At 43.3% G+C, this 24,568-nt stretch carries 22 protein-coding genes; 5 read left to right on the top strand and 17 right to left on the bottom strand.

Annotated features, from left to right (window positions below):
* The 14 genes from HMPREF9389_RS05035 to HMPREF9389_RS05095 form a co-directional block, all read right to left on the bottom strand.
* Positions 1–504 (bottom strand): serine hydrolase domain-containing protein (locus tag HMPREF9389_RS05035; RefSeq protein ID WP_002929781.1); only part of this gene is annotated, 504 nt, incomplete at its 3' end.
* Between the two features lie 16 nt (positions 505–520).
* Entirely contained in the window at positions 521–2,323 is a 1,803-nt protein-coding gene (locus tag HMPREF9389_RS05040) for a serine hydrolase domain-containing protein (protein WP_002929780.1), read from the bottom strand.
* 16 nt (positions 2,324–2,339) lie between these two features.
* Positions 2,340–4,139 (bottom strand): serine hydrolase domain-containing protein, encoded by a 1,800-nt coding sequence (locus HMPREF9389_RS05045; RefSeq protein WP_002929779.1) that lies wholly within the window; start codon positions 4,137–4,139, stop codon positions 2,340–2,342.
* 172 nt (positions 4,140–4,311) lie between these two features.
* A complete protein-coding gene (locus HMPREF9389_RS05050; RefSeq protein WP_002929778.1) occupies positions 4,312–4,797 on the bottom strand; it encodes a hypothetical protein in 486 nt (161 codons plus the stop codon).
* 14 nt (positions 4,798–4,811) lie between these two features.
* Positions 4,812–6,392: an ATP-binding cassette domain-containing protein gene (locus HMPREF9389_RS05055; protein WP_002915644.1), complete on the bottom strand. Its 1,581-nt coding sequence runs from the start codon at positions 6,390–6,392 to the stop codon at positions 4,812–4,814.
* 265 nt (positions 6,393–6,657) lie between these two features.
* Positions 6,658–6,798: a hypothetical protein gene (locus tag HMPREF9389_RS12155; RefSeq protein WP_002897970.1), complete on the bottom strand. Its 141-nt coding sequence runs from the start codon at positions 6,796–6,798 to the stop codon at positions 6,658–6,660.
* Positions 6,799–7,008: 210 nt separating this feature from the next.
* Positions 7,009–8,088, bottom strand: coding sequence for a serine hydrolase (locus HMPREF9389_RS05060; protein ID WP_328261978.1), 1,080 nt, complete (start codon positions 8,086–8,088; stop codon positions 7,009–7,011).
* Positions 8,089–8,222: 134 nt separating this feature from the next.
* Entirely contained in the window at positions 8,223–8,828 is a 606-nt protein-coding gene (sodA, locus tag HMPREF9389_RS05065) for a superoxide dismutase SodA (protein WP_002929775.1), read from the bottom strand.
* Between the two features lie 62 nt (positions 8,829–8,890).
* Positions 8,891–9,937 carry a DNA polymerase III subunit delta gene (gene holA / locus HMPREF9389_RS05070; protein ID WP_002929771.1) on the bottom strand — a complete coding sequence of 349 codons (1,047 nt, stop codon included), beginning with the start codon at positions 9,935–9,937 and terminating at the stop codon, positions 8,891–8,893.
* A 250-nt stretch (positions 9,938–10,187) separates the two neighbouring features.
* Positions 10,188–11,324: a DUF805 domain-containing protein gene (locus tag HMPREF9389_RS05075; RefSeq protein ID WP_002929769.1), complete on the bottom strand. Its 1,137-nt coding sequence runs from the start codon at positions 11,322–11,324 to the stop codon at positions 10,188–10,190.
* Positions 11,325–11,449: 125 nt separating this feature from the next.
* Positions 11,450–13,690 carry a DNA internalization-related competence protein ComEC/Rec2 gene (locus tag HMPREF9389_RS05080; RefSeq protein WP_002929767.1) on the bottom strand — a complete coding sequence of 747 codons (2,241 nt, stop codon included), beginning with the start codon at positions 13,688–13,690 and terminating at the stop codon, positions 11,450–11,452.
* Positions 13,674–14,354 carry a helix-hairpin-helix domain-containing protein gene (locus tag HMPREF9389_RS05085; RefSeq protein WP_002929765.1) on the bottom strand — a complete coding sequence of 227 codons (681 nt, stop codon included), beginning with the start codon at positions 14,352–14,354 and terminating at the stop codon, positions 13,674–13,676. The genes HMPREF9389_RS05080 and HMPREF9389_RS05085 overlap by 17 nt, the downstream gene beginning before the upstream one ends.
* Positions 14,355–14,498: 144 nt before the next feature.
* Positions 14,499–15,047 (bottom strand): HXXEE domain-containing protein, encoded by a 549-nt coding sequence (locus HMPREF9389_RS05090; RefSeq protein WP_002929760.1) that lies wholly within the window; start codon positions 15,045–15,047, stop codon positions 14,499–14,501.
* Positions 15,048–15,119: 72 nt separating this feature from the next.
* Positions 15,120–15,860 carry a lysophospholipid acyltransferase family protein gene (locus tag HMPREF9389_RS05095; protein ID WP_002925501.1) on the bottom strand — a complete coding sequence of 247 codons (741 nt, stop codon included), beginning with the start codon at positions 15,858–15,860 and terminating at the stop codon, positions 15,120–15,122.
* Positions 15,861–16,017: 157 nt separating this feature from the next.
* Here HMPREF9389_RS05095 and HMPREF9389_RS05100 point away from each other — a divergent pair, with 157 nt between their 5' ends.
* From HMPREF9389_RS05100 to HMPREF9389_RS05115, 4 genes are all read left to right on the top strand, one after another.
* Positions 16,018–18,357, top strand: coding sequence for a cation-translocating P-type ATPase (locus HMPREF9389_RS05100; RefSeq protein WP_002929758.1), 2,340 nt, complete (start codon positions 16,018–16,020; stop codon positions 18,355–18,357).
* Positions 18,358–18,486: 129 nt separating this feature from the next.
* A complete protein-coding gene (locus HMPREF9389_RS05105; RefSeq protein WP_002929756.1) occupies positions 18,487–19,233 on the top strand; it encodes a tRNA1(Val) (adenine(37)-N6)-methyltransferase in 747 nt (248 codons plus the stop codon).
* The gene (locus tag HMPREF9389_RS05110; protein ID WP_002929755.1) at positions 19,223–19,486 is read left to right on the top strand and encodes a GIY-YIG nuclease family protein; all 264 of its coding nucleotides are present in this window, start codon (positions 19,223–19,225) and stop codon (positions 19,484–19,486) included. Before HMPREF9389_RS05105 ends, HMPREF9389_RS05110 begins: the two co-directional genes overlap by 11 nt.
* Positions 19,479–20,345: a DapH/DapD/GlmU-related protein gene (locus tag HMPREF9389_RS05115; protein WP_002929753.1), complete on the top strand. Its 867-nt coding sequence runs from the start codon at positions 19,479–19,481 to the stop codon at positions 20,343–20,345. The genes HMPREF9389_RS05110 and HMPREF9389_RS05115 overlap by 8 nt, the downstream gene beginning before the upstream one ends.
* A gap of 44 nt (positions 20,346–20,389) precedes the next feature.
* Here the strand turns inward: HMPREF9389_RS05115 and HMPREF9389_RS05120 are convergent, their stop codons facing one another.
* The 3 genes from HMPREF9389_RS05120 to HMPREF9389_RS05130 form a co-directional block, all read right to left on the bottom strand.
* Positions 20,390–20,923, bottom strand: a complete 534-nt coding sequence (locus tag HMPREF9389_RS05120) for an isoprenylcysteine carboxyl methyltransferase family protein (protein ID WP_002912004.1) — start codon at positions 20,921–20,923, stop codon at positions 20,390–20,392.
* Positions 20,924–21,105: 182 nt separating this feature from the next.
* The gene (locus HMPREF9389_RS05125) at positions 21,106–21,852 is read right to left on the bottom strand and encodes a DeoR/GlpR family DNA-binding transcription regulator (RefSeq protein WP_002897983.1); all 747 of its coding nucleotides are present in this window, start codon (positions 21,850–21,852) and stop codon (positions 21,106–21,108) included.
* Between the two features lie 386 nt (positions 21,853–22,238).
* Positions 22,239–23,810, bottom strand: coding sequence for a DEAD/DEAH box helicase (locus HMPREF9389_RS05130; RefSeq protein WP_002929748.1), 1,572 nt, complete (start codon positions 23,808–23,810; stop codon positions 22,239–22,241).
* A 357-nt stretch (positions 23,811–24,167) separates the two neighbouring features.
* Between HMPREF9389_RS05130 and HMPREF9389_RS05135 the strand changes: the two genes are divergently transcribed.
* Complete coding sequence (locus tag HMPREF9389_RS05135) at positions 24,168–24,566, top strand: hypothetical protein (RefSeq protein WP_002929747.1); 399 nt, start codon at positions 24,168–24,170, stop codon at positions 24,564–24,566.
* The last annotated feature ends 2 nt before the right edge of the window (positions 24,567–24,568 follow it).

The raw sequence follows: 24,568 nt of genomic DNA, 5'->3' as shown, positions 1-24,568 counted from the left end.
CAACTCTTCCAAGCTCTTGCCTGTTCCTGTGTTTAGCGGCGTTTCATCAAAACCTGCTTGGTGGTTCATGAGGTCAAGCATGGTAATGGGCTTGTCGTATTTGAGGTGTTTCAAAAAATTTTGGGGCAGATACTCTTTTATATCTGTTTTTAGGTCAATTTTTCCTTCTTCCCAGAGCTGCATGACGCTGAGCCAGACGGTCAATTTGGTGGCGGAGCCCCATTCAAAAACCGAGTTGTCGTCCACAGCCAGCTTCTTTTCCTTGTCCATATAGCCAAAGTTCTTTTGGTAAATGGTTTGGCCGTCCTTATCAAAGACTGCTGCCGCCAGTCCCGCGCTGGTTTTTTCGTGTTCCTTGTAGAAATTTTCAATTTTCTGACCGATTTGGTCATAAGGCGTGCCCGACGGCAACTTTTGCTGGTCAGCTCGAACTTGCGCTGCTCCAAAAGCGAGCAAGCCACACGTTACCAGCGCCACAGCGCTTTTCAAAAATGATGTTTTCATGATATTCACCTTTCTATTAAAGTGCCCACCACTGGTATAGCGACCAATAGAAAATATTAAAAGCCATGATAAAGGCAGCGGAGCTGGTCGCTAGCGTGAGAGCTATCCGCGCCTTACTAGCTGATTTGAAGGCAGAGCGCCAAATGACTGGTAAAAGGGTGCTAACAACCAAGACCAGTCCTACCATGGCAAAGAGCATGAATTGCAAGCGGCTACCAGCCGTTGAAGTTGTTGCTTGGATAGAAGATAAAGCCGTCATAAAGTTGACTGGTACAAAGAGCACAAACCCTGCAGTCACATAGTGCCAGATGTTCCAGACTAGATTAGCAGGCTGCTGATTTGGCTTGCGGAAAATCAAGCGATACATTTTAACAAGAAAACCACCAATGTAAGCTAGTAGCGCATAAACCACTGCTACAGCTGCCAAAATCAAAACACCATAGTCCTTTACCACATCAAATATAGACATCTTGACCCAGTCGGAAATCGGTAAACTAATCACATAACGTCCGTGCTTTTCACCTGCTATCCAGAAACCACGCGATTGAATATTTGGATTATCATTAGGATTTTTGATATAAGTTGTATAGTTGGGCATCATTTTCATCAGGGATAACGGACCTTGATTGAAAGTGCGAGCCATACGGTAAAAGCCGGGCTGGAAGTTTTTCACTTGTTCTTGCGAAGTCGATTTTTTCTGACCGTAGATAAGCTCGGGTATTTTAGAAGTAAAATTAGTCTCCAGCCCTTGATTAACCATAATGACAGAGCCGACACCCGTTTTAAAATCAAGCAAAAGACTAGTCGTAAAGCCCGGCGAATTCCCCCCATGCCCAAGCGTTCTGGTATTTTCATACTCTATTGACCAAAGTCCGTGGGAATTGATTGGAATATCCGTATGAGGAAATGTATTCGTAGGACTGTAAAAGGTCTCCCACGTTTCCGCTCGCTTAAAAAGCGCTTTCTTTTGCAAGAGAACTTGGGCAAAGCGTTTCAAATCTGAAAAGGTTCCCGTTGCCCGCCCTGCTGGATATTCTCCAAGAATAAACGGCTGGTCACCTTTCAGCAAGTTGCCTTCTGTATCATAGGTTTTCTCCTTCTCCCACTGCTTTTGTACATAGGAATTGTCCGACAAATCAGGCTTGAGGGCAGTATGCTTCATGCCTAAAGGCTGGAAGATATGCTCGTGAACATAGTCGGCAAAAGATTGTCCACTTATCCGCTCTACAATATAGCCTGCCAGCGCTGTCCCATAGTTAGAGTAAGCCGTCAGCTCACCGGGCTTATAGGATTGCGGCGGTTGACTTTCTTTGAGCAGCTCCTCCAAGCTCTTGTCACTACCCATGTAAAGGGGTGTTTCGTCGAAACTTTCTTGGTGGTTCATGAGGTCAAGCATGGTTATTGGCTTATCGTATTTGAGGTTTGTCAAGAAATCCTTGGGCAGATATTCTTTAATGTCGGCATTGAGGTCAAGTTTTCCCTCTTCCCAGAGCTGCATAACGCTGACCCAGACCATGATTTTGGTCGTTGACCCCCACTCGAAAACCGAGCTATCGTCTACAGCTAGCTTTTTCTCCTTGTCCATATAGCCAAAGTTGTTTTGATAGAGAGTATTGCCGTCTTTGTCAAAGACGGATGTTGCCAGCCCGGCGCTAGTTTTTTCGTGTTCCTTGTAGTAGTCCTCAATTTTCTGACCGATTTGGTCATAAGGCGTGCCCGACGGCAATTTCTGCTGGTCGGCGTAAGCGTGACCCGCTCCAAAAACGACCAGCCCACAAGTTACTAGCTCCACAGCGCTTTTCAAAAATGATGATTTCATGATATTCACCTTTCTATTAAAGTGCCCACCACTGGTACAGCGACCAGTAGAAAATATTAAAAGCGATGATAAAAGCGGCGGAGCTGGTCGCTAGCGTGAGGTATTTATTTCCTTGCTTCAATCTCTCTTTGAAAAAAGGCAGATAGGGCAGAAAAGCACTAATCAGCAAGACTAGAGCAAGCAAGGCAAAGAGTTGAAAATACCCCGTCAGACCAGCTAGGTCGAAAGAATTTTTCGCAAGAATAATAGAGAAAAATGAGAATAAATTGCGAAACACCCAAAGAATAATGAAGCCCGTCAGATAATGCCAGATTGACCAAACAGCTGAGTTGCTTCCCTTATTTTTCCTAAGGAGCAAACGATACAATTTTGCCAAAATACCACAAAGATAGCAAAGGGCAACATAAAGTAAGGCTAGCCCAGCAAGCACTAAACTGCCATAGTCTTTGATGACATCAAGCAAGGACAGCTTCATTCTATCTGAAATGGGCAAATTCAAACGATAGCTCCCTCCTTTTTCTCCTGCCGTCCAAAAACCAAAATAGTCTTTGATAGCCGCATTTTCAGAGGGATTGTCCAGATAGCTGGTCGATTTGAAAACTCTAAATATGGACAGAGGACCTTTGCTAAAAATGCGCGCTTCGCGATAAAAACCAGCTTGAAAATCTCTTTGTGACGCCTTTGAGGCTTCTTTTTTCCTACCATAAATGAGGTCAGGCATGGCGATAGCAAAATGGAACTCATTTCTCTGATTGACTGTAACGACTGAGCCAATCCCTGACTTCAAATCAAGCAAGAGGCTGGTCGTAAAACCCGGCGAATTTCCACCGTGCCCAAGCGTTCTGGTGTTTTCAAATTCTGTTGCCCACAGTCCATGAGCATTGACAGGAACGTCCGTACCCGGATAAGTATGGCTAGCGCTGTAAAAATTCTCCCAAGTCTCTGCTCGCTTAAAGAGCGTTTTCTTTTGCAAGAGAGCTTGGGCAAAGCGTTTCAAATCGAAAAAAGTGCCTGTCGCTCGCCCCGCTGGATATTCTCCGAGGACAAATGGCACATCACCTTTTAGCAAGTTACCTTCTGTATCGTAGGTTTTCTCCTTCTCCCGCTGCTTTTGTACATAGCGATTATCCGACAAATCAGGCTTGAGAGCGGTGTGCTCCATACCCAGCGGCTGGAAAATATGCTCGTGGACATAGTCGGCAAAGGATTGCCCGCTCACCCGCTCCACGATATAGCCTGCCAGCGCTGTCCCATAATTAGAATAGGAGGTCACCGTTCCCGGCTCATAAATCTGAGACGGAGTTTTTTTCATCAATGCTCCTAAATCCTTGTCAGAACCTATATATAAAGGGTAGTCTTCAAAACCCGCTTGGTGGTTCATGAGGTCCAGCATGGTAATGGGCTTGTCGTATTTGAGATTTTTTAGGAGATTTTGGGGCAGATACTCCCTGATGTCCGTTTTCAGGTCAATCTTGCCCTCCTCCCAAAGCTGCATGACGCTGACCCAGACGGTGATTTTGGTGGTTGAACCCCACTCGAAGACCGACTTGTCATCCACCGCTAGCTTCTTTTCCTTGTCCGTATAGCCGAAGTTCTTTTGATAGAGAGTATTGCCGTCTTTGTCAAAGACCGTTGTTGCCAGTCCTGCGCTGGTTTTTTCGTGTTCTTGGTAGTAATTTTCAATCTTCTGACCGATTTGGTCGTAAGATGTGCCTGACGGCAATTTTTGCTGGTCGGCGTAAGCGTGGGCTGCTCCAAAAGCTAGCAAGCCACACGTTACCAGCGCCACAGTGCTTTTCAAAAATGATGATTTCATGATGATCTCCAATCATTATTTTCTATATTTCCTTCACTTAAAAAGGAAAAAGAAAGAGCAAACTGAGTAGACCGAGAAGGAGCCAGATCCAGCCAAAGATAAAGAATAAAAGCATTTTAACAAAAGTAAAAATATGAAACATGATTTTCTCCTTTCCTATCAGATTGCTATTTTAAAAGAGGAAGAGGCTGACCAGAAACAGGATTGAGCTAACTCCTCCGAAGATATAAGCTAAAACGCGTGGAGCCGGCTCTTGGTCTGCCACTATTTTTCTCGTGAGGAAGTAGCTGACAGCATTAAGGATGATTGCAGACATAATCCCATTGACCTTAAATACCGGAAAAGCCGGATTGAGCCCATAAAGAAGAACGCTGATATAAACTACGGCATTGATAAAGGGAACCAGCCAGTAAAGGAAATGGACAAATTGCTTGTCGATAATCTCTTTAATAGTCGTCGTGTAGCAAACAATCAGTTGAATTACACTCAAGAGAACTGGCAGAAACCAGATAAAGACTTGCTTGGGCATGCCTAGACCGCTATAGGGCAAATGCCCTCTGATTAGCTGAGGTAGGTCTGCATAGATTGACAAAGCGTAGATAAGCGGTAGCCAAATAACGATTAGGCTTGCCACTAATTCTTTCCATTTTAATTTCATTTTCTTTCCTCCTTTTATAATTCCAAACAGTCATCAAAGCGGTCTAAGAGTGCCCTGCCTTGATTATGAGTAATAACGATAACAATGCGGTCCTTGATGGACAAGATATAGTCCATGACTTCCGCCGCCAAGCTCGGGTCAAGATTACTGGTCGGCTCATCAAAAATCAGCACATCATAATCCTTAACCAAGAAACGCGCCAAATCAATCCGCTGCTTTTCACCATAGGAAACTTCCTGCCGCTCCAAATCCAGCTTCTTGCTCAAGAAAGCCTCATTAAAATGCAGACTTTGGTACAAGAAAGTTTGGTCAGGTGCATTTATATCTCTGTATAGCGCGATATTGTCCGCCACACTTCCCTCGATAAAAAAGTCATTCTTTTGGATAAAGGCGATTTTCTGATAGAGACTGTCGCTTGCTAGCTGGCTGACCGCTTGACCATTAACCATGATTTGACCAGCGTAGTCCTTGCTATCAAAATAATTGAGCAAGAGCTTCATCAAGGTCGACTTGCCCCGACCAGACTCGCCGATAATAGCATAGTGCTTGTCCTTGGCAAACTGATAAGAAAAATCCTGAAAGAGAGCCTTGTCGCCCAACTCCAGACCGAGATGTTCAAAATCAATCCGATCAATCGTTTCGGTCAGATTTTGAGCGGGCTCCGCTTCTTTCTTAGCCAACTTAGCATCAAAATCATTCTCAATATCCTTGACCGTGCTCATGAGATTTTTGTTATTGATAAAAAGCTGCAAAGGAGTGAAGACAAAGTTCAAAAGCTGAACACTGGCAATCAAAGCCCCAATGGTCAGAGACCCTTGGCTGACAAACCAAATCCCCAGAGACATACAAAATATCTGAGACAGAAAGCTAAAGAACATCATCAGAGTCACAGCGCCCTCCTTAGCCGCATTATAGCTTTTTCTGGCTTGCTCAAAGTCGCTGTTGCTGCTAGACAGGTGCTCAACCACCCTTTTTTGGATTTGCAAAAGTTTGATTTGCTCAAAGCCTTCCAAAAAATTGGTGACTTGCTTCAAAAAGTAATTGCTTTTCTGAGTGAAATTCGCTGTCGCCTTGCGCATCAATATCCCTGGAATTTGTGACGCAGCCATGGTCAAAAAAGAAATGAGAATAAAGCCCAGAGCCATGCGCCATTCAATCCAAAAAATAGCCAGTGTACTGATAAAAACTGAAGAAAAGGCAGCCACAATATCACAGCGCGGGGTCAAGTAATTCTCTTGGTAAATATCCATATTCTTGGTCGTTGTGTTGAGATAGCTATTTTCCTGCTCGGAAGCCTTGTCATGCAAATTCTTGTCATAAAAAGAATGGAAAAGCCTCGTTTTGACTTCTTCCAAGACTTGCTTATTATGATTGTTCTTGAACCAAATAGCCAGCAAGCTGCAAAGAGACCAAGCACAAGTGCAAAAAAGGCAGATAAAGAATTGTCCAAGCAAGTTAGAATGAGCCTTCTGCGCACTGTCCACAACAACTCCCAGCTGCAAAGAAAACAAAGTGATAAAAATCGTTGCTCCAATGCTAAAGATAGTCGCACCCAGATAAGAAGCGCGGTATTTCCGTAAAATTTCTTTCAACATTTAATTTTTCCTTCCAATTTTCGTCTATTTTTGAAAACGATCCAAGACGGGATTGCCCAGCAGACGGATAAAACCGTGAGCAAGCCTATAAGCAATAAAAGTAATCCTCTTTTCATCTTTTCTCCTTTATCTATCTATTTAGAAAATTTTCTAAATAAAGGGTACGAAACGAAGCAATCTAATCCTTCTTAGGTATTTCGATTTGTTTCTAAATACTCTGGATTAAAAAATCTAGTCTAGAAAAACTAGATTGCCTATTTTGTATTTAAAAATGTTTTTGATTGGATATTTTTTGCAGGTCATCCTTATTTTTATAGAGCACCCAGGAAAAAACAGCCAGCCAAATGGATAGACCCGTCACTAGACCTACTACGGTTAGTAGGATTGAGTTTCTTGCTTTCTTCATTTTTCCTCCTTTTTGAGTAGAGAAATTTAGAATTTTTTCTAAATAGCTTTTATAAAAAATTGCTCAGTGACTAATTAAACAGAGCAGAATGAAGTAATTAGAACATCTTCTAAATAGATTGTAACACTTCTCTTTCAAAAAAGCAAGAGGTATTTTGGTTTTTTTCTAAATAGCTATCAAAAAATCTAGCCTGTCTAGACTAGATTGCTCTTAGTTCATATTAACCCGATGCCATTCATTGATGACGTAGGCTAACTGACCAACTTGCTCAATTCCGACACCACTAATCTCATCACTGGCCTCGGTGCTACCACCTAAATAAGCCGTATAGAGAGCTATAATATAGGGCTTCTCTTCCATAACTAATGCATCCACATTGAGCGCCTCACGAACATATCCAGGCTTTTGATAGATGGTAATGTCGCGCAGATAGCGCTTATAGTATTCACCTGGGAAGGATTCGCCGATATAATAAAGGATATCCTTGTACTTTTCCTGATTTTTAGACAAATACTCAAGGACCTGAATATAGTAGTCCGTCGTGGTCTTATTATTCTCCCGGCTGATCGTCTTAATATCAGCCTTAGACTGACCGTAGCGACTAAACATATCATAGGCCTTTTCCATACCGCCCAAACGCTCTGCTAAAGCATAGGCTGGAGTATTTTCAGAATAAACCAAGGAATATTCCTGCATATCTGATATTCTCATAGCACCGTTGAAAGCACCGACATAGTTATCATGCTCGCCCCTATATTCATAGTTTGTATTGGTAATATCAAACCGCTCGTCCATAGAAAGTTTGCCGGCAGCAACCTCATCTACTACCAGCATATTGAGAGGGAGCTTGTAGGTCGATCCCGCAGTCATAGGCTGGGTATCATTCATTGCAAAGGTCTTGCCAGTCGTCAAATCCTTATATGAAAATGCAACCTGGGAGGGTTCAATTCCCATTTCGGTCATATAAGTCTGGATGACCTGAGTCAAATCCAAATTTGCATAGTCAAATCGAAGTCCTAAAGCATCCATAGTCGGGCCGTCCGCCTCCATGACCTTCTGCTTCTCCTCTGGACTTTTTTCAACTAGCTTGGGCTTTTCTTCAACTGGTTTGGAATCAGGCTTGACTTTCTCCTCCTCCTGTTCTTGCTCGCCAGACTTTGCAAGTTGGGCAGCCTCTTGTGCTTTCTTTTCAATGGCCTTATTTCGTTCAGTTATAAACAGGAAGATGAAGCCCAGCAGACAAAGACAAGAAACTATAGCTACGATAATCGTTATAATTTTTTTACTCAAAACATTTCTCCTAGCATTTGTATTATAAAAAATTATGAGGAAAATAACAAGTGAAATCCAGAAAAAAGGTATTTTAAGCATTAAAAAGGCAAATCTTTAATCGATTCGCCTTTTTATATATTGAAACTGCCTGATTATTTCGCAGCTGCGTAAAGTTGGTCAACCTTTTTCCAGTTAATAACTGAGAAGAAAGCTTGAATGTAATTCGGACGAAGATTGCGGTATTTCACATAGTAAGCATGTTCCCAAACATCCAGTCCCAAGATTGGAGTTTTACCTTCTGAAATAGGAGTATCCTGATTTGCTGTTGAGGTCACTTCCAACTTGCCTTCTTTGTTGACAACCAACCAAGCCCAGCCAGAACCAAAACGAGTTGTAGCCGCTGCAGTGAAAGCTGCTTTAAAGTCTTCAAATGATCCAAAAGTAGCTTCAATATCTGCTGCCAATTCTGCAGATGGTGATGTTTCAGCTGGTGTCATCAACTCCCAGAAAAGAGCGTGGTTAAGATGACCACCACCGTTGTTGATGACTGCCTGACGGATATCAGATGGAATAGACTCAACATCAGCCAATAATTTTTCCAAGTCTTCACCGATTTCAGGATGTTTTTCAAGCGCAGCATTAACATTCGTTACATAGGTATTGTGGTGCTTGTCATGATGCAAGTGCATTGTTTCTTCATCAATGTAAGGCTCCAAAGCATCGTAAGCGTAAGGAAGATCAGGTAAGATAATTGCCATTTGATAGACCTCTTTTTCTATATGATTATAAAAATGATAACGCAATCATTAGAATTTTTCAACTATTTTGCTTGTAGCTCACCCGTCGCAATCTTGAGCAGAGCCAAATCAAACAGGTAATCTTTATCATACAGCCCCGACTTAATCTGAAAATCCGTTTCAATCAAACAGGCCATAGTCTTTTTAAGAAAGGCTAAACTCAGTGAGCGAGCATCCTTTAAGGCAAACTTGACTTGATAAGGATTGACCTTGCGGCCTAGATAGTCGGACAAATCAGACACAATCTGACTCTCAGCTCTGCCATTTTCCGCTAAAACCTTAACCTGCGTAAAGATACGAAACTGCCCCAGCATAATGGCAATAAGCTTGATTTCATCCTCACCTTGAAGAGTCAAATCTCGGACCAAGCTTCTGGCCTCATCAATCTTCTGCTGCAAAATAAGCTGGGTCAGGTCAAAAATATTGTCCTGAAGAGTCTTGGGAATGGCCTCGGCAATGTCTTCTAAACCAATCTGACCAGACTCTTTATATCCTTTCAGAAAGGCTAAATTTTTACTGATTTCACTGAACTGAAAACCTGATTTCAGCAGCAACTGATCGAAAGCTGTCGGAGCAAATTGTAATCCTTCTGCCTGCGCTTCCTTACTGAAATAAGCCCGTAAATCTGCTTCCTTGAGTTCTGCAGCCTCAAATATTTTTCCGTCCCGTTTCAGCAGCTTGACCAGACGGCGCTTGCTATCCAATTTGCCTTCTGCAAAGATAACCAGACGAGTCGTATCCGCTGGATTTTCCAGATAACTTTCGAAAGATTTGAGTTCTTCATCAGTCAGATAGCGCTTCTTGGCTGTTGTCAAATCAGCAAAATGGTCCAAAATCACGATTTTTTCATCCGTAAAAAAAGGCAGACTGACCAAGTCCAACTCCACATCTTGATAGTTTGCTTCTTTCATATCGAAAATAGCAGTGTTCAAATCGCCCGGTTGAAACTGAATCTGGCGGAGAAACTGCTCCTTCAACAACTCAAACTGCCCCAAGTCATCCCCAGTCAAAATGGTCAAAGCAGGAAGATTGCTTGGCGTGATTTTTTTAATTTCCTCAATAGCTAACACAGAAAGTCTCCCCTGCTTTATATTTCTTGTCAATTTTTTTCATGTATTGATTGTAACAAAAAAGAGTCGGAAAGTCTGCTATTTTCTTTGCAAACAAAATCTAATTTTTGAGTATATCCGCTATATAAATATAAACTGTTAGTGGCTTCATTTTTCTTTGTTATGAAAAGCAATCAATGCCTCGTTCTGTTAAATCTTTTCTGCGAGCGATAGAACAAAAAGAGCTGGAGAAATTCCAACTCTTCTTTGTTTATTCTTGATTTTCAGTTGCATCATCTACACTGTTTTCAGCTGGAGTAGAAGGTTGCTCCTCTTGAACTGACGAAACAAAAGGATTATCCTCAACAGGTGCTTGAGTTCCAAAATCCTCAGGTGTTGACTGCTCAGGTGTTTCAGCAGTAAATGGATTTTGAACTGGTTCTGCTTGCTCCACCGCTTGACTTTGATCAGAAACAGGTTGTTGTGGCTGTTGACCAAACTGCTGTTCTTGGAAGCCACCTTGCTGTGGTTGTTGACCAAATGGTTGGTTTTGGACAGGTTGCTGTGGTTGTTGACCAAACTGTTGTCCTTGGAAACCACCTTGTTGCGGCTGTTGGCCAAATGGTTGATTTTGAACTGGTTGTTGTGGTTGTTGGCCAAATGACTGGTTTTGGACAGGTTGCTGTGGTTGTTGACCAAATTGCTGACCTTGGAAACCACCTTGTTGCGGCTGTTGGCCAAATGGTTGATTTTGAACTGGTTGTTGTGATTGACCAAACTGTTGTCCTTGGAAACCACCTTGCTGTGGTTGTTGGCCAAACTGTTGGCCTTGGAAACCGCCTTGTTGTGGTTGCTTTTCATAGTTCAAGCCTTGATTGTAAGACTGTTGACCAAACTGCTGACCTTGGAAGTTTTGCTGACCATATTGCTGACCGTATGAATTCCCAACCATTTCAGGCTTAGATCCTTGACAAAGCAAAACAATCAAAGCAATAAAACATGGAAGAGCTACAAGAACTGCAATAATATTTAGAACAGGAATAAGAATAGCAATAGACGGACCAATAGCCAAAAATAGGAAAGCCCAATGATAACCAGCATCCCGCAGACGGCGAACTATAATTGCCATATAAGGAACTAAGGTAGCTAAACTATAAATCAGTAGGATAAACCAAAAAATGACAGCAAATCCTGCCCCAGCCAAGAATGCTGATGGATCTGGTTCATATCCATAAGCTGCGTCCTGAGCTACAGAAAAAATACTTCCTAATGCAGAAACCCAAATAATGATAAACAATGGTACAATGATAATCATGTGACACAAAAATGCCCACCAGTAGTCAGACCGGGTAGAACGACCTGAAAAATCAGCATAGTGTGTCCAGAATTTTTTATATGCAGCAAACATAAAATTCTCCTCTATAATTTTTTTATACCCATTATCTTATCACAAATGCATAAATAAATCAATATGACTTCCTGACTGAAGCTAAGCAGTCTACAAAGCATGAGTTGGTATCTTTAGCGCGGCTGTCAATGAACCGTTTCAATCCTCCAGGAATTCCAACCAATCAAACGAATGGCCCCCTGCTGGTCAGTTCGATAGATGGCTGTATTAAACTTCTCAAATCTTTGCAAAGTTTCCTGATGCGGATGTCGATAACGATTATTCTGGCCAGCTGATATCAAGGCCAGTTTCGGCTGAATTTGCTCTAAAAACTCTGGACTGGAAGAGCCTTTGGAGCCATGATGCCCTGCTTTTAAGACATCTGCTTTCAGCTGAGGAAATCGCTGCAGCAGTTCAGTTTCTCCTTGCCTTTCCAAATCACCTGTAAACAAAAATTTTGTCTGAAAGAACTCCCCGTAGAGTACAATCGAATCATCATTTCCACCGTCGCCTGTCCCACTAGGATAGAGAACCTGCAAAGCCGAGTCAAATACCGGAATCTCATCTCCAACTTTTACGACATGGACAGAAGTTTCTATCTGCTCCAGCTTTTGAACAAAATCAGGCTGAGTCAAACTTCCTTTGGAAACATAGACTTCCTTGATAGAAAAATGCTTAGCTACCTCCAGCATATCGCCCATATGGTCGGTATCGGTATGAGTCAGGACCAATACATCCAGACTACCAACACCACGACTTTTGAGATAGGGAATCAAGGTCTTTTCTGCATTGGATGAAGTCTGTCGCTCCTGCCAAGCCTCCTTTTTTCCAATCTCGACTCGTCCTCCAACATCAATCAAAATCGTCCTGCCCTGCCAGTCCCTGAGAAAAATGCTATCACCTTGACCAATATCCACCACTGTAATCTCACTTTGCAGCGGATGCTTAGTCAAGAAAAATAGGAGAAGAGCAACTAGACTAAAAGACATAAGCCATCTTTTCTTTCTCCGAAAGTCATAGATTAAAGCCAAAACCAAAAGCAGAGAGACCAGTAACCAGAGGTTGGGCTTTCCCAAAACCAAAGGACGCGGAGTAAAATCAGCTACCCAACGAATCACATTTTCGAGTAACTCAAAGAAAAAATTGACCTGAGAGATTTTTACCATTGGTGACAAAATAAAAATGAGGGTTAACCCTGGCAGCATCAGCAGGTCAAAGAGTAGTGAAAATAGAAAAGTCAGAAGTACGGACCAAGGCTGAAATTCAGAAAAATAGTAGATTAGTATAGGCAAAATCCCCAATGAAATAGTCAGACTTTCCGCTAAAAGCTTCCGAATCGGCGGCAACTTTTCAAAATCCATCATAGAAATTAAAAAGGCATAGGCGCAGGACAAGACACCGCCAGCTGTCAGAAGAAAATTGGGCATGATGATAAAGAGAATCATCAGTGTCAGAGCAAAATTATCTGATCTGGTCAATCCTTGCTGGGCCAACAACTTCTGGACTAAGCTTCTGACGACAGAAACAGAAAAGCCTGTCAGTCCAGCATAGATAAATGAAAAAGGCAGCTGCAAGGCGTTTACTGTCTCCCTCTTCATCCCCAACCTTAGAAGAATTCTGCGAAAACCATCCAAAAAGAAACCTACCTGCATACCAGACAAGGCAAACAAATGGATGATACCCAAGCTAGAATACAGGTCACTCATTTCCGCAAACTCCGTATCTAAGTCACCAAACAAGAGTCCTGTCATGTAATGGCTCATTGGACTAGGAAAATTATTTCGAATATAGACCAGCGCTTTTCTGCGCCAGATAGACAGCCAATCCAGTGGATTCAGGCTGGAAATTGTCCTTAGTGACTGAATCTTATTGATTTTTAAGGTACGGTAAATCCCCTGACTCTTTAAATAAGCCTGATAGTCAAAGCCCGAAAAATTTCGTTGCTGCTGGGCCTGTTCAAACTCTCCTTCAATAGCAAGGACGACCAAATCTGTCAGTTGCTGAAAAGCTTCCTTTTCACTGGCTGATTTAATCTTGTAGAAGACCTGATAAAGTCGACCGTCAGTTCGCCCTCGAAAGGATAGGGAATCTCCATTGACTTTGATCGTATCCGGCAAGACCTGAACTGAGCTAGCTGAAGGAGGTTCCTGCCTAATGGCCTGCTCTGCCATTTCCCGACGAAGCAAGAAAAAGAGGACAAAAAGGGACAGGAATGCCAAAGCAGCTAGACTCTTTTTGAAAGGATAGGTCAAAAAAAGACGAAGCAGAAGGACCCCTAGCCCTAAATATGCTAACAAACTGCCAGCATAGACGGCAAAATAGGCCCAGATAAGAATGAAAGCCAGATAGATAGGGGTGAGGGATAACTTTTTAATCCACTGTAACATATTCTTTCAGCTTTTCCAAGGTCTTATCTCCAATACCTGACACTTTTTTCAGATCATCTACTGACTTGAAGCGGCCACTGCTTTCGCGGTAGGCGATGATGTCAGAAGCCCGCTTCTGTCCGATGCCTGAAATAGTCTGCAGTTCAGCCTCTGTCGCCGTATTTAGATTGACCTTGTCTGACTTTCCACCACTGGCACCTGCAGAATCAGAAGCTCCTGCTTGATGCTGGCCAGTCTGTGTGACATCGGCTCCTTCTTCACCAATCTTTGCCACATAGATTACTGCTTCATCCGTTAATTTTTGTGCCTGATTGATGGACTTAGCCTCGGCGTCTGCTGTCAATCCGCCAGCTTTTTGGATAGCTTCATGGACTCTCGCTCCCGCTCTCAGCTCATAGACACCAGGATTTTTAACTGCGCCTTTAATATCCACAGTGACTTGCTCACTCTCCTCTTCGTCCGCCTTGGCCTTAGAAACAATCTTTTCGCTTTCTTCATCAGCTGAGCTGGATGAGGAAGTTATTTCTTGGCTCAAGGCGGCTACCTGATTTTGCGGCTGGTGATTTCCTTTGATGAGGAAAAAGCCACCTAGCACAGCGCCAACTACTGCTAGACCGACAAAGAGCTTGTATTCTTTCAGCTTTTCAATGATTTCTTCAAGCATATTTTTTCTCCTTTGTCTTTTTATTCGTAAAACATTCAAAAAAATGACAAACCGAGAGAATTTTCAGCTTGTCATATTTTAAAATCTTTATTTTGCAAGTAGTCGTAGATAGAATGGTCATTGATGAAAATAAAAGCTGCAATATCAGTCTGCTTTGCTTATCTTGTATATCCAAGTTTCTATCTTTTGAGCTCTGCTATGTAAAAAAGCAAGGTTTACTAGAAGAAAAGCCATCACAAGAGCGCTTAGAATCAGAAGCAATGGCCAAGAAACCGACTGCTGACTTAGATAAAGGATGAAGACTAAGATTAGCATAGGAAACGTCGTCAAAGCAGTGAAGCCGCCCGGTACCCAGCGACGAAAGCGAAATACTTGCATGATATGGCCCACCAAATGGAGGGTATGACAGAAGCCAATAGCCAAAACTAGCTCGGGAATGCGAAATAGAATGGCAAGCAAAAAAAGGATAAAAGCCAGCAGAAATTCCTCTGCAATCATCAGAGCAATACTTTCAGCAGAAAGATAACTCCCTTTTCTGGAAATGAACATCTCCTTTTGATAGCCTTGATGATCTTGATTCTGAGAAATCCAAGGCCGAATCAGGATAATCTCATCAAACTCGTGCAGCATAAACAGTGATAAGGTTACAAAAGATAAAAATGCAAGAGACATGACATTCTCCTTATAAAACATACCAACATTATAACTCACTCACATAAAAAAATCAGCTCCCAAGCAAGATTGCTCAGTAAGCTGATTAGTATCTTATTTTCTATGCTTATCCGGATCCCAGACAAAGCTAGCAAAAAAGCTGAAAATGATGGTCAAAATTCCAATCAAAATAGCAGGAATAAAGACAAAGGCACGTAAAATCCGCAAGAAGATATTGCCTTTCTTATGTGTCTGGTAAGGGGCTACTTCAGCATCCAGACGGTCAAACTCAGCATGAACACGGCGAGCCACTTCTTCAACTCCCTCATCATTCATCTTCTTAATGTCTGAAATATCAATTGGATTACCAAAATTCATGTCCACGCGCTCCCCAGCTGCCAAGCCTTTGAGGCTCATGGGACCAGCGTAGACTACTGGCATGATACGGACCTTAGCCATCTTAGCAATCACTGCCACTCCTCCCTTGACATCCGTAGAATGGCGGCTACCGCTTGGGAACATAATCAGGGAACGATTGCTCTTTTTCAGCATATTGACAGGGTACTTGATAGCTGACGGACCAGGATTTTCCCGGTCAATGGGAAAGGCACCACACATGCGAATCCACCAGCCGAACACCCGATTTTCAAAGAGCTGTTTCTTGGCCATGAAAATGAACTGCTTAGGCTTGGTCGCAAAAGCCATGTAAACTGGATCCCACCATGTCCGGTGAGGGGCCACCAAGATATAATTTTCATCTTTTGAAGGAATCTTTTCTTTATTGTGGTAATGCGCATTGCCGTTCAAGGTCCACAGGATAAAAATCACTAAACCTCGCAAATAGGTATAAAACATAAACTCTCCTTATTTCAAACTGTGATTGTACTTGAAATTTATTACATCCTTTCCCATTATACCCTATCCCTTTATAGTCTGCAATGTTTTTCCAAACTTTGCCTGTAACAGCGGATTCTGATAGCCATTTCCCTAAAAAAATGGTATCATTAATCTCATGAACAAGAAAGAATTAATCGGTTTAAACCAAACCCAAGTAGATGAAAAGATTTCGCAGGGCTTGACCAACGATTTTACAAGTGACACCAGCACCAGTAACTGGCAAATCGTTAAGCGGAATGTTTTCACCCTTTTTAATGCCCTAAACTTTGTTATTGCTGTAGCCTTGGTCTCTGTCCAAGCCTGGAGCAATCTAGTCTTCTTCGCAGTCATTAGCTTTAATGCTGTCACTGGTATTATCACAGAACTGCGAGCCAAACACATGATTGACAAGCTCAATCTGGTCAGCCGAGAGCTGGTCACAGTCATCCGCGACGGCCAGGAAGTCAAAATTCAGCCAGAAGAAATTGTACTGGGTGACCTGATCAAGCTGTCAGCCGGCGAGCAAATTCCCAGTGATGCCCGTGTAGTAGAGGGTGTTGCCGAGGCCAATGAAGCCATGCTGACAGGAGAGAGTGACTTGGTTCTCAAGGAAGAAGGCGCTGAGCTGCTGTCTGGTAGCTTTCTGGCTAGTGGGCAGATCTATGCCGAGGTGCATCATGTCGGAGCAGACAACTATGCCAACAAGCTCATGACTGAGGCTAAAACCCTCAAGCCTATCAACTCACGTATTCTATACAATCTTGCGAAAATTTCCCGCTTTACCGGAAAAATTATCATTCCTTTCGGAATGGCTCTCTTCTTTGAAGCCCTGATGATAAAGGGATTGCCTGTCAAAAACTCTGTCATTACCAGCTCGACAGCTCTTTTGGGTATGCTGCCAAAGGGAATCGCCCTCCTGACAGTCACGTCACTCCTGACAGCTGTCATTAAACTAGGCATGCGCAAGGTCCTTGTTCAGGAAATGTATTCAGTTGAAACTCTGGCTCGGGTGGATACTCTCTGCCTGGACAAGACCGGGACAATTACCCAAGGTAAGATGACTGTTGAAGCCTTGCATAGTTTGTCAGATAAGTTTTCTGATGAGACTGTCAGCCAAATCTTAGCAGCCTACATCCAAACCAGCGAGGATAATAACCCAACTGCTCAGGCTATCCGCAAGGGCTACGGCCACCTAGAGCACACCTATACTAGCGACAATGTCATCCCATTTTCTAGTGACCGAAAATGGGGCGCAATGCATTTATCAAGTGTCGGAACCATCTTTCTGGGAGCGCCCGAAATGCTGCTGGACAGCAACCCTGCAGCGGTTGGAGAGGCTCAAAAACGCGGATCGCGGGTTTTGGTGCTGGCTCACAGCGACCAAGTGCTAGACAAACACAGCATCCAACTGCCTGAAGATATGACCGCTTTAGCTGTTCTGGAAATCACTGACCCTATTCGTGAGGGAGCGGCCGAGACCTTGGATTATCTACGCTCTCAGGATGTTGATCTGAAAATCATCTCTGGTGACAATCCTGTGACCGTTTCACATATTGCGAGCCAGGCTGGATTTGCCAACTACGACAGCTACATCGACTGTTCTAAAATCAACGATCAAGAACTGGTTGAGCAAGCTGAAGAAACGGCCATCTTTGGCCGTGTTTCTCCCCATCAGAAGAAGCTGCTCATCCAGACTCTTAAGGCCGCTGGTCGGACAACAGCCATGACGGGAGATGGGGTTAATGATATCTTGGCCTTGCGTGAAGCAGACTGCTCCATCGTTATGGCCGAGGGAGACCCCGCAACTCGGCAGATTGCCAACTTGGTCCTTCTTAATTCCGACTTTAACGATGTCCCTGAGATTCTTTTTGAAGGCCGCCGAGTTGTTAATAACATCGGCCGGATTGCTCCGATTTTCTTCATCAAGACCATCTATTCCTTTATCCTGGCTATCATCTGCATCGCCAGTATCCTGCTAGGAAAATCTGAATATCTCTTGATTTTCCCATTTATTCCGATTCAAATCACCCTGATTGACCAGTTTGTCGAAGGTTTCCCGCCCTTTGTCCTCACCTTTGAGCGCAATATTAAGCCGGTTGAAAAGCACTTCCTCAAACGCTCCCTGCAGCTGGCTCTGCCAAGCTCCCTCATGATTGTCTTCAGCGTGCTATTTATCCGCATCTGGGGCAGCAGTCATGGCTGGAGCGATATAGAAATGGCCACCCTGACCTATTACTTGCTAGGCAGCATCAGCTTCCTGTCAGTCATCCGGGCCTGTCTGCCACTCAACCTCTGGCGTAGCCTACTCATTATCTTCTCTGTCTTTGGCTTCTATCTATCAGCCTTCGTCCTGCAGCACCTTTTAGAAATTGCGACACTGACAGCTGCGACGTTGCCAGTCTACCTGATTCTCATGGTCATTTTCGGACTTATCTTCGTCGTCTGCACCGTCAAGCAGAAATACAGATTTGATTAAGGGCTAGCTAAAAAAGAATTATCATTAAAGCTCATGGAAACATGCGAGAGCCCTCGCATGTTTTTTTGATTGTGCAAAAACTTCCCATATCCCTTTGGAATCCTTGCTAAATCATGCTATAATTGACTTATGAACGAAGCAAAACTAAAAGACGGAGAGCGCGTCAACCAGCTCTTTTCAACGGATGTCAAGATTATTCAAAATAGTGAGGTCTTCAGCTATTCGGTAGACAGCGTGCTGCTTTCCCGCTTCCCTAAGCTGCCTCAGCGGGGGTTGATTGTCGATCTCTGTGCTGGAAATGGCGCTGTTGGACTTTTTGCAAGCACTCGCACCAAGGCCAAGATTCTGGCAGTCGAGATTCAGGAACGTCTAGCAGACATGGCCGAGCGCTCCATTGAGCTCAATGATTTGACTCAGCAAATGCAAGTTATTCAGGACGATCTGAAAAACCTAGGCCAATATATCACCGGCAGCAAGGTTGACATGATTCTCTGCAATCCTCCATATTTCAAGGTTGATAAGCAATCCAATCTAAACGAAAGCCAGCACTACCTTTTAGCTCGCCATGAAATCTCAACCAATCTGGAAGAGATTTGCAAGATTGCCCAGCGAGTCCTCAAATCCAATGGTCGTCTTGCTATGGTCCATCGACCAGAACGCTTTTTAGATATTTTAGATACCATGCAAGCCCACAAACTGGCTCCCAAGCGCATCCAGTTTGTCTATCCAAAGCTGGGTAAAGAGGCCAATATGCTGCTTATCGAATCGATTAAAGATGGTTCCCGCAACGGTCTAAAAATCCTGCCCCCTCTCTTTATTCACAATCAGGACGGCAGTTACACTCCGGAGATTCACGAGATTTACTATGGAAAATAAAGCCTATATGTACGTGCTTGAATGCGGGGATGGCTCCCTCTATACCGGATATACAACAGATATCCAAGCCCGCCTCAAAAAACATCAAGCCGGCAAAGGAGCCAAGTACACTCGCGCTCGGCTGCCAGTCACCTTACTTTACCAAGAAGAACACCCTAGCAAGCCGGCTGCCATGTCAGCCGAAGCACTCTTTAAAAAGAAAACTAGACAAGCCAAACTGGCTTACATCAAAGAAAGGACTCAAAATGCCTGAAATCCAGTTTAAAGGCGACTTTCATCATATCGAAATTTTCCCAGACAGCCAGCTTGATATCGGTCAAGATGTCGTCTTCCAATCTTTTACCAGCCTCAGTGTAGCCAGCGGAGCACAACTCAAACTAGGAAACCGGGTTTTCTTTAACGATCACTGCACTGTCCGCTGTCAGCACTCTATCGAAATCGGGAAAGACACTATGTTTGGCGATGGGGTCCGCATTTTTGACCATAATCATCAGTATTCTAATTACCATATTGAGAAGATTGATTTTACTGTTGCGCCAGTCAAGATCGGAGCTAACTGCTGGATTGGGGCCAATACTGTGATCCTCAAAGGTGTGACCATTGGCGATAATGTCATCATTGGAGCCAACAGCTTGATTTTCCAAGATATTCCCAGCAACTCTATCGCCATGAGCAAGGAAGAGCTTATCATTAAGGAGCGTCCACAGGGCAATTTCCACGCCTTTACGCTGACAGCTTCTGATACCTTGGAACAATTGGCTTATTTAGCAGAAAATCTGCCAGACTTGGAATTTCACATTGCTGCTAAGACCAATATTTCTCCTTACTTAGCCAGCTTTAATGACTATCCCAATATCAACCTCTACACCAATATCCACCAGAATGACTTTATTGAGGATTTGCTTGATAGGGCGGATATTTACTTGGATATCAATCACTGGGGAGAAGTCGACCAAATTGTCCAAAGGGCTATCAGCAAGGGTAAGCCAGTTTTGGCTTTCAGCCAAACTGCCCACCAGCCTGAAGCAAATAGTTTACTCTTTGAAGCGGACCAACCCCAGCAAATGGCTGATGAAATACGAAAATTCATGCAAGAAAAGGCTAGGACGTAAACGTCCTAGCCTTTCTTTTGCAGTCGATATGCATTTTATTAACTTTATTCACCAGCAATTCCATTTGGAATGATAACTTCTTTGAGTAACTGCTCTTCTTCCTTGATACGAACGTAAAGGGTGATACAGTAGAGCGGGAAGAGGATGAAAAGAGCAAAGTAGGCATGACTGAGCAGTGCTAAGCCCACCAATTCTGGTACAACATTCAGGAAATAATTAGGATGTTTGACATTGCGAAATAGCCAGTGGTCAACAAATTTATGATCCTTAACTAGCATGAGCTTGATGGTCCAAACTGGTCCCAAGAGCTTGGCAACAAGGTAGAGCATAAACATAGAAAATAGCAACAACACAGCTCCCAATAGACTCACCAAGTCAAAAGCTGGCTTTTTCAGCAGCAATTCCAGAAAGCAAACCGCATAAAAAAGCATGTGTAGGTACTTCATGATAGTTGAGTTTTTCACCCCGTACTCCATGCCACCCTTAGCCAGAATATCTTGCTCATTCTGAGAGGATTTCCTCAAAAACACCAAACGAAAAAGCGACACTGCCACAAAAATCACTATATTGATCGTCATAAGACCTCCTAAAATTTAATAATACATTTTATTATATAAGGAAGCCCAAGGCAAAGTCAAGACTGTTGTTTACAAAATCGACCAAGATATAAAAAAGCTGCAACTAGAATTTCTAGACAAAATTCCAGTCACAGCCTCTATAAATTATTCATTTGAAACAAGTTTCTCTCACCGGCCACACATCATAGAATTTCAACGTAGGTGCTGTATTTTTCCTTGACTTTCGGAGCGATATTATCGTCCGTCACAACTGCACTGAGATTGTCCAGCCGGTAAAAAGAGTAGAAAGAATAGCTGTCAAACTTGCTGTTATCGGCTACAATGTATTTGCTGATGGCATTGTTAAGGATAATAGCGTCGCCGTTGCCTTCCTCTTCATTGCTAGTGGTAACATTATGACCATCAATGCCATTCGCCCCAATAAAGGCCTTAGAAACCTTGATTTCTTTCAAAAGATTATTGGCAAACTGACCGACAAAGGTTTGAGTCTTGGCCCGATAGCGTCCGCCAATCAGAATTAAATCTAAATTGGCCCTTTCTTTTAACTTTTCAAAAATTGGCAGCGAATTGGTGACAATGCTGATATTTTTGCCATCCAAATAGTCTCCGATAAAATCCGTTGTGGTGCCTGAGCCAATAAAAACCGTATCTCCGTCAGCAATCAAATCTGCACATTTGCGGGCAATCTGCTTCTTCTCCTCAACATTCAGCATTTGCTTTTCTGAGTGGGAAATCTCGTTGAGAGCATTTTTGACCTTCTTATGGGCTCCGCCATGAACACGGGTCAGCATGCCCTGCTTCTCCAAATCAATCAAATCCCGACGGATGGTCATATCCGTGACGCCCAGCATTTCTTTGAGGTTTTTTACAGCAACCACACCTGTTTGATCCAGTTCTTGCAGAATGATTCTATGTCTACTTTCTTTCATTTTACATTCTCCTTTTGCTCCTGAATTTCTTACAGACTCACCTTCACCTTATTATACAACAGTTCCAGCATATAAACAAAGATTTGTGAATTTTTTTATTTTAAATAGCTGATATGTTGAATTTTGATGTCGAAATTAGTTGAAATACTTCGAATCCTGTTCTATAGCAAGAAGACCAAGAACTGTTCACAGCAGAAATAAGGGGGCTATAATTTACTTTGACAAACAGGACTGCTTCAATTAGCATGATTAAGGAAACTACATTGACTCAGACTTATAGTTCTGTAGGACAGACGATAAGGGGAGCCATCAAACAAATAAAAAAGAGAGAACTTGCATTCTCTCTCGACGCTAAAATTGCCGCCAACTCCAGTTAGCTATCTGCCTTATTTATCACCCTTGTTACGGATGACAAAGCCGGTTTTCTTTTCGCTAGAAGTATTGCGTGGCTTCTTGTGGTCCTTGCGGTAGCGATTTTCTTTGTCAAAACGCTCGTCTTTGCGACCTTTCTTGAATTGATCGCGACGGCCACCTCGGTCACGACGATTGTCATTGCTGCGACGGTTGCTATTTCCGCCACGACTGCCCTTGCCTTTTCCGCCAAAGCCTCCGCCAGATGGCTTGAATGGCAATGGTTTTTCACGTGCAATTTCTACTTCAGGAAGGGCATCTGGATCCTGCACCGTCAAGCTGAGGATATACATAGCCAGCTCTTCTGGGCTGAATTCTGCTGCTAGCTTGCGGGCATCCTTGCCAAATTTCTCAAAGCTAGAACGGATGCTTTCATCCGCAAAATCGCGTTCAATCTTCTTAAGGGCAACTTTTTTCTTAGCTTGGAAAGCTTCTTCCGCAGTCGCTGGCTTGAGGCCTTTCATACGCTTCTTGGTTAGATTTTCGATAATCTGCAGATAGCCCATTTCATTTGGCGCTACGAAAGTGATAGACTGACCTGACTTACCAGCACGACCAGTCCGACCAATCCGGTGAACATAGCTTTCCGGATCCTGCGGAATATCATAGTTGTAGACGTGGGTCACACCAGAAATGTCCAATCCACGCGCGGCTACATCTGTCGCCACCAAGACATCCAAATTGCCGTTTTTAAAGTCGCGCAGAACGCGGAGGCGCTTGCCTTGGTCCAAATCACCATGGATACCCTCTGCTCGGAAACCGCGGATTTTTAGGCCACGAGTCAGCTCGTCCACCCGGCGCTTGGTCCGGCCAAAGACGATTGACAGCTCTGGCTGGTCCACGTCCATGAGGCGGGTCATGGTATCAAATTTTTCATTTTCCTTGACACGGATATAATACTGATCCACCAGCTCCGTCGTCAGCTCTTTAGCAGCAATCTTGACATGCTCAGGCTCCTTCATGAACTTGACACCGATGCGCTTGATAGCATCCGGCATGGTCGCTGAAAAGAGCAAGGTCTGACGCTCTTCTGGCACACGGGAAATGATCGACTCAATATCTTCCAAAAATCCCATGTTAAGCATTTCATCCGCTTCATCCAAGATTAAGGTTTCAATCTGATTCAGCTTAAGTGCCTTGCGCTTTATTAAATCCAAGAGACGACCAGGTGTTCCTACGACGATATGAGCACCTGATTTGAGGGCCTTGATTTGTTTTTCGATGCTGGAGCCACCGTAGACAGAACGCACCTTTACTCCCTTGCTGCGGCCAAAACGAAAAAGCTCTTCCTGACTCTGCACGGCCAATTCACGGGTTGGAGCAATAATCAATGCTTGCACAGCAGGATTATCTGTATCAATCTTCTCCAGAGTCGGGAAGCCAAAGGCTGCTGTCTTTCCTGTCCCTGTCTGGGCCTGACCAATGACATCCTTACCTGCCATAGCAAGTGGAATCGTCTGCTCTTGAATAGGGCTTGCTTCTACAAAGCCAGCTTTTTCAATCTCTGCTAGTAATTCAGCAGATAAATGTAATTCATTAAATTTCAATGTTCTTCTTCTTTCTAAAGGCGGTGCGAAGCCACCTTATAAGGCTTTTGATACTCAACTATCGAAACATACCAAGCACTTGTCGCTTTCTAAATCTCGATTTTCTGAGAGTATTCGCTCTTCTCTTCATAAATATGGGCTCTCAAGTCCAGGCACTAAAAAAGCGCCGACTCGGTCGCTAGCTCCCACTGAATAGAAAAACTGTATTTCTGCAACTAATCTAGTATACCACAAAAGCACCTAAAAAGATAGGACTTGCCTGTAAAATATTTTATTAGAGCTTTCTTTTGTAAAAAATGAAAACTTGAAAATCATTTTCAAAAGCATTATAATCTACAAAGAAGAAAGGAGACAGGTATGAATAAATTTTTACGAGTGACTTTCATTTTACTGATCTTAGCTATGCTGGGCGTATCTATAATCCAGATTTTCCAGCCCCAGCTCTTGGGCAATGAGTCCATCTATGGTCTAGCTCCCTACTGGCAGCGGGAAATTGGTTTCTGGAATCTGGCTATTCTGCCTTTAGTCATTGCCACCAACATAAAGTATGATTGGTTCTATCTGCGTATGACCCTGCTAGCACTGATTCTGGGCGGGCTGGGCTTTGGCACCAACCATCTGCTAGGCTATCTGGAAAAGGCGAATCAAGCAAACTTTCTGGGCTGGATTGAAAATTATCTGCTAGTCTTCTGCTGGATAATCGGCTGGGGACTGGAATATCGAAAAAGACAAAAAAGTGATGAAGAGACTGTCTAGAT

The organism is Streptococcus sanguinis SK355 (genome assembly GCF_000212855.1).
Classification (GTDB): domain Bacteria; phylum Bacillota; class Bacilli; order Lactobacillales; family Streptococcaceae; genus Streptococcus; species Streptococcus sanguinis_A.
The sequence above is the reverse complement of the archived record's forward strand: the minus strand, read 5'-3'. Positions and strand labels throughout refer to the sequence as shown.

Bases quoted from the DNA above. Each gene is read 5' to 3' on its own strand.
- HMPREF9389_RS05040 (WP_002929780.1), bottom strand. From the start codon at position 2,323: ATGAAATCATCATTTTTGAAAAGCGCTGTGGAGCTAGTAACTTGTGGG.
- HMPREF9389_RS05045 (WP_002929779.1), bottom strand. From the start codon at position 4,139: ATGAAATCATCATTTTTGAAAAGCACTGTGGCGCTGGTAACGTGTGGC.
- HMPREF9389_RS05050 (WP_002929778.1), bottom strand. From the start codon at position 4,797: ATGAAATTAAAATGGAAAGAATTAGTGGCAAGCCTAATCGTTATTTGG.
- HMPREF9389_RS05055 (WP_002915644.1), bottom strand. From the start codon at position 6,392: ATGTTGAAAGAAATTTTACGGAAATACCGCGCTTCTTATCTGGGTGCG.
- HMPREF9389_RS12155 (WP_002897970.1), bottom strand. From the start codon at position 6,798: ATGAAGAAAGCAAGAAACTCAATCCTACTAACCGTAGTAGGTCTAGTG.
- sodA (WP_002929775.1), bottom strand. From the start codon at position 8,828: ATGGCAATTATCTTACCTGATCTTCCTTACGCTTACGATGCTTTGGAG.
- HMPREF9389_RS05075 (WP_002929769.1), bottom strand. From the start codon at position 11,324: ATGTTTGCTGCATATAAAAAATTCTGGACACACTATGCTGATTTTTCA.
- HMPREF9389_RS05080 (WP_002929767.1), bottom strand. From the start codon at position 13,690: ATGTTACAGTGGATTAAAAAGTTATCCCTCACCCCTATCTATCTGGCT.
- HMPREF9389_RS05085 (WP_002929765.1), bottom strand. From the start codon at position 14,354: ATGCTTGAAGAAATCATTGAAAAGCTGAAAGAATACAAGCTCTTTGTC.
- HMPREF9389_RS05090 (WP_002929760.1), bottom strand. From the start codon at position 15,047: ATGTTTTATAAGGAGAATGTCATGTCTCTTGCATTTTTATCTTTTGTA.
- HMPREF9389_RS05095 (WP_002925501.1), bottom strand. From the start codon at position 15,860: ATGTTTTATACCTATTTGCGAGGTTTAGTGATTTTTATCCTGTGGACC.
- HMPREF9389_RS05100 (WP_002929758.1), top strand. From the start codon at position 16,018: ATGAACAAGAAAGAATTAATCGGTTTAAACCAAACCCAAGTAGATGAA.
- HMPREF9389_RS05105 (WP_002929756.1), top strand. From the start codon at position 18,487: ATGAACGAAGCAAAACTAAAAGACGGAGAGCGCGTCAACCAGCTCTTT.
- HMPREF9389_RS05110 (WP_002929755.1), top strand. From the start codon at position 19,223: ATGGAAAATAAAGCCTATATGTACGTGCTTGAATGCGGGGATGGCTCC.
- HMPREF9389_RS05115 (WP_002929753.1), top strand. From the start codon at position 19,479: ATGCCTGAAATCCAGTTTAAAGGCGACTTTCATCATATCGAAATTTTC.
- HMPREF9389_RS05120 (WP_002912004.1), bottom strand. From the start codon at position 20,923: ATGACGATCAATATAGTGATTTTTGTGGCAGTGTCGCTTTTTCGTTTG.
- HMPREF9389_RS05125 (WP_002897983.1), bottom strand. From the start codon at position 21,852: ATGAAAGAAAGTAGACATAGAATCATTCTGCAAGAACTGGATCAAACA.
- HMPREF9389_RS05135 (WP_002929747.1), top strand. From the start codon at position 24,168: ATGAATAAATTTTTACGAGTGACTTTCATTTTACTGATCTTAGCTATG.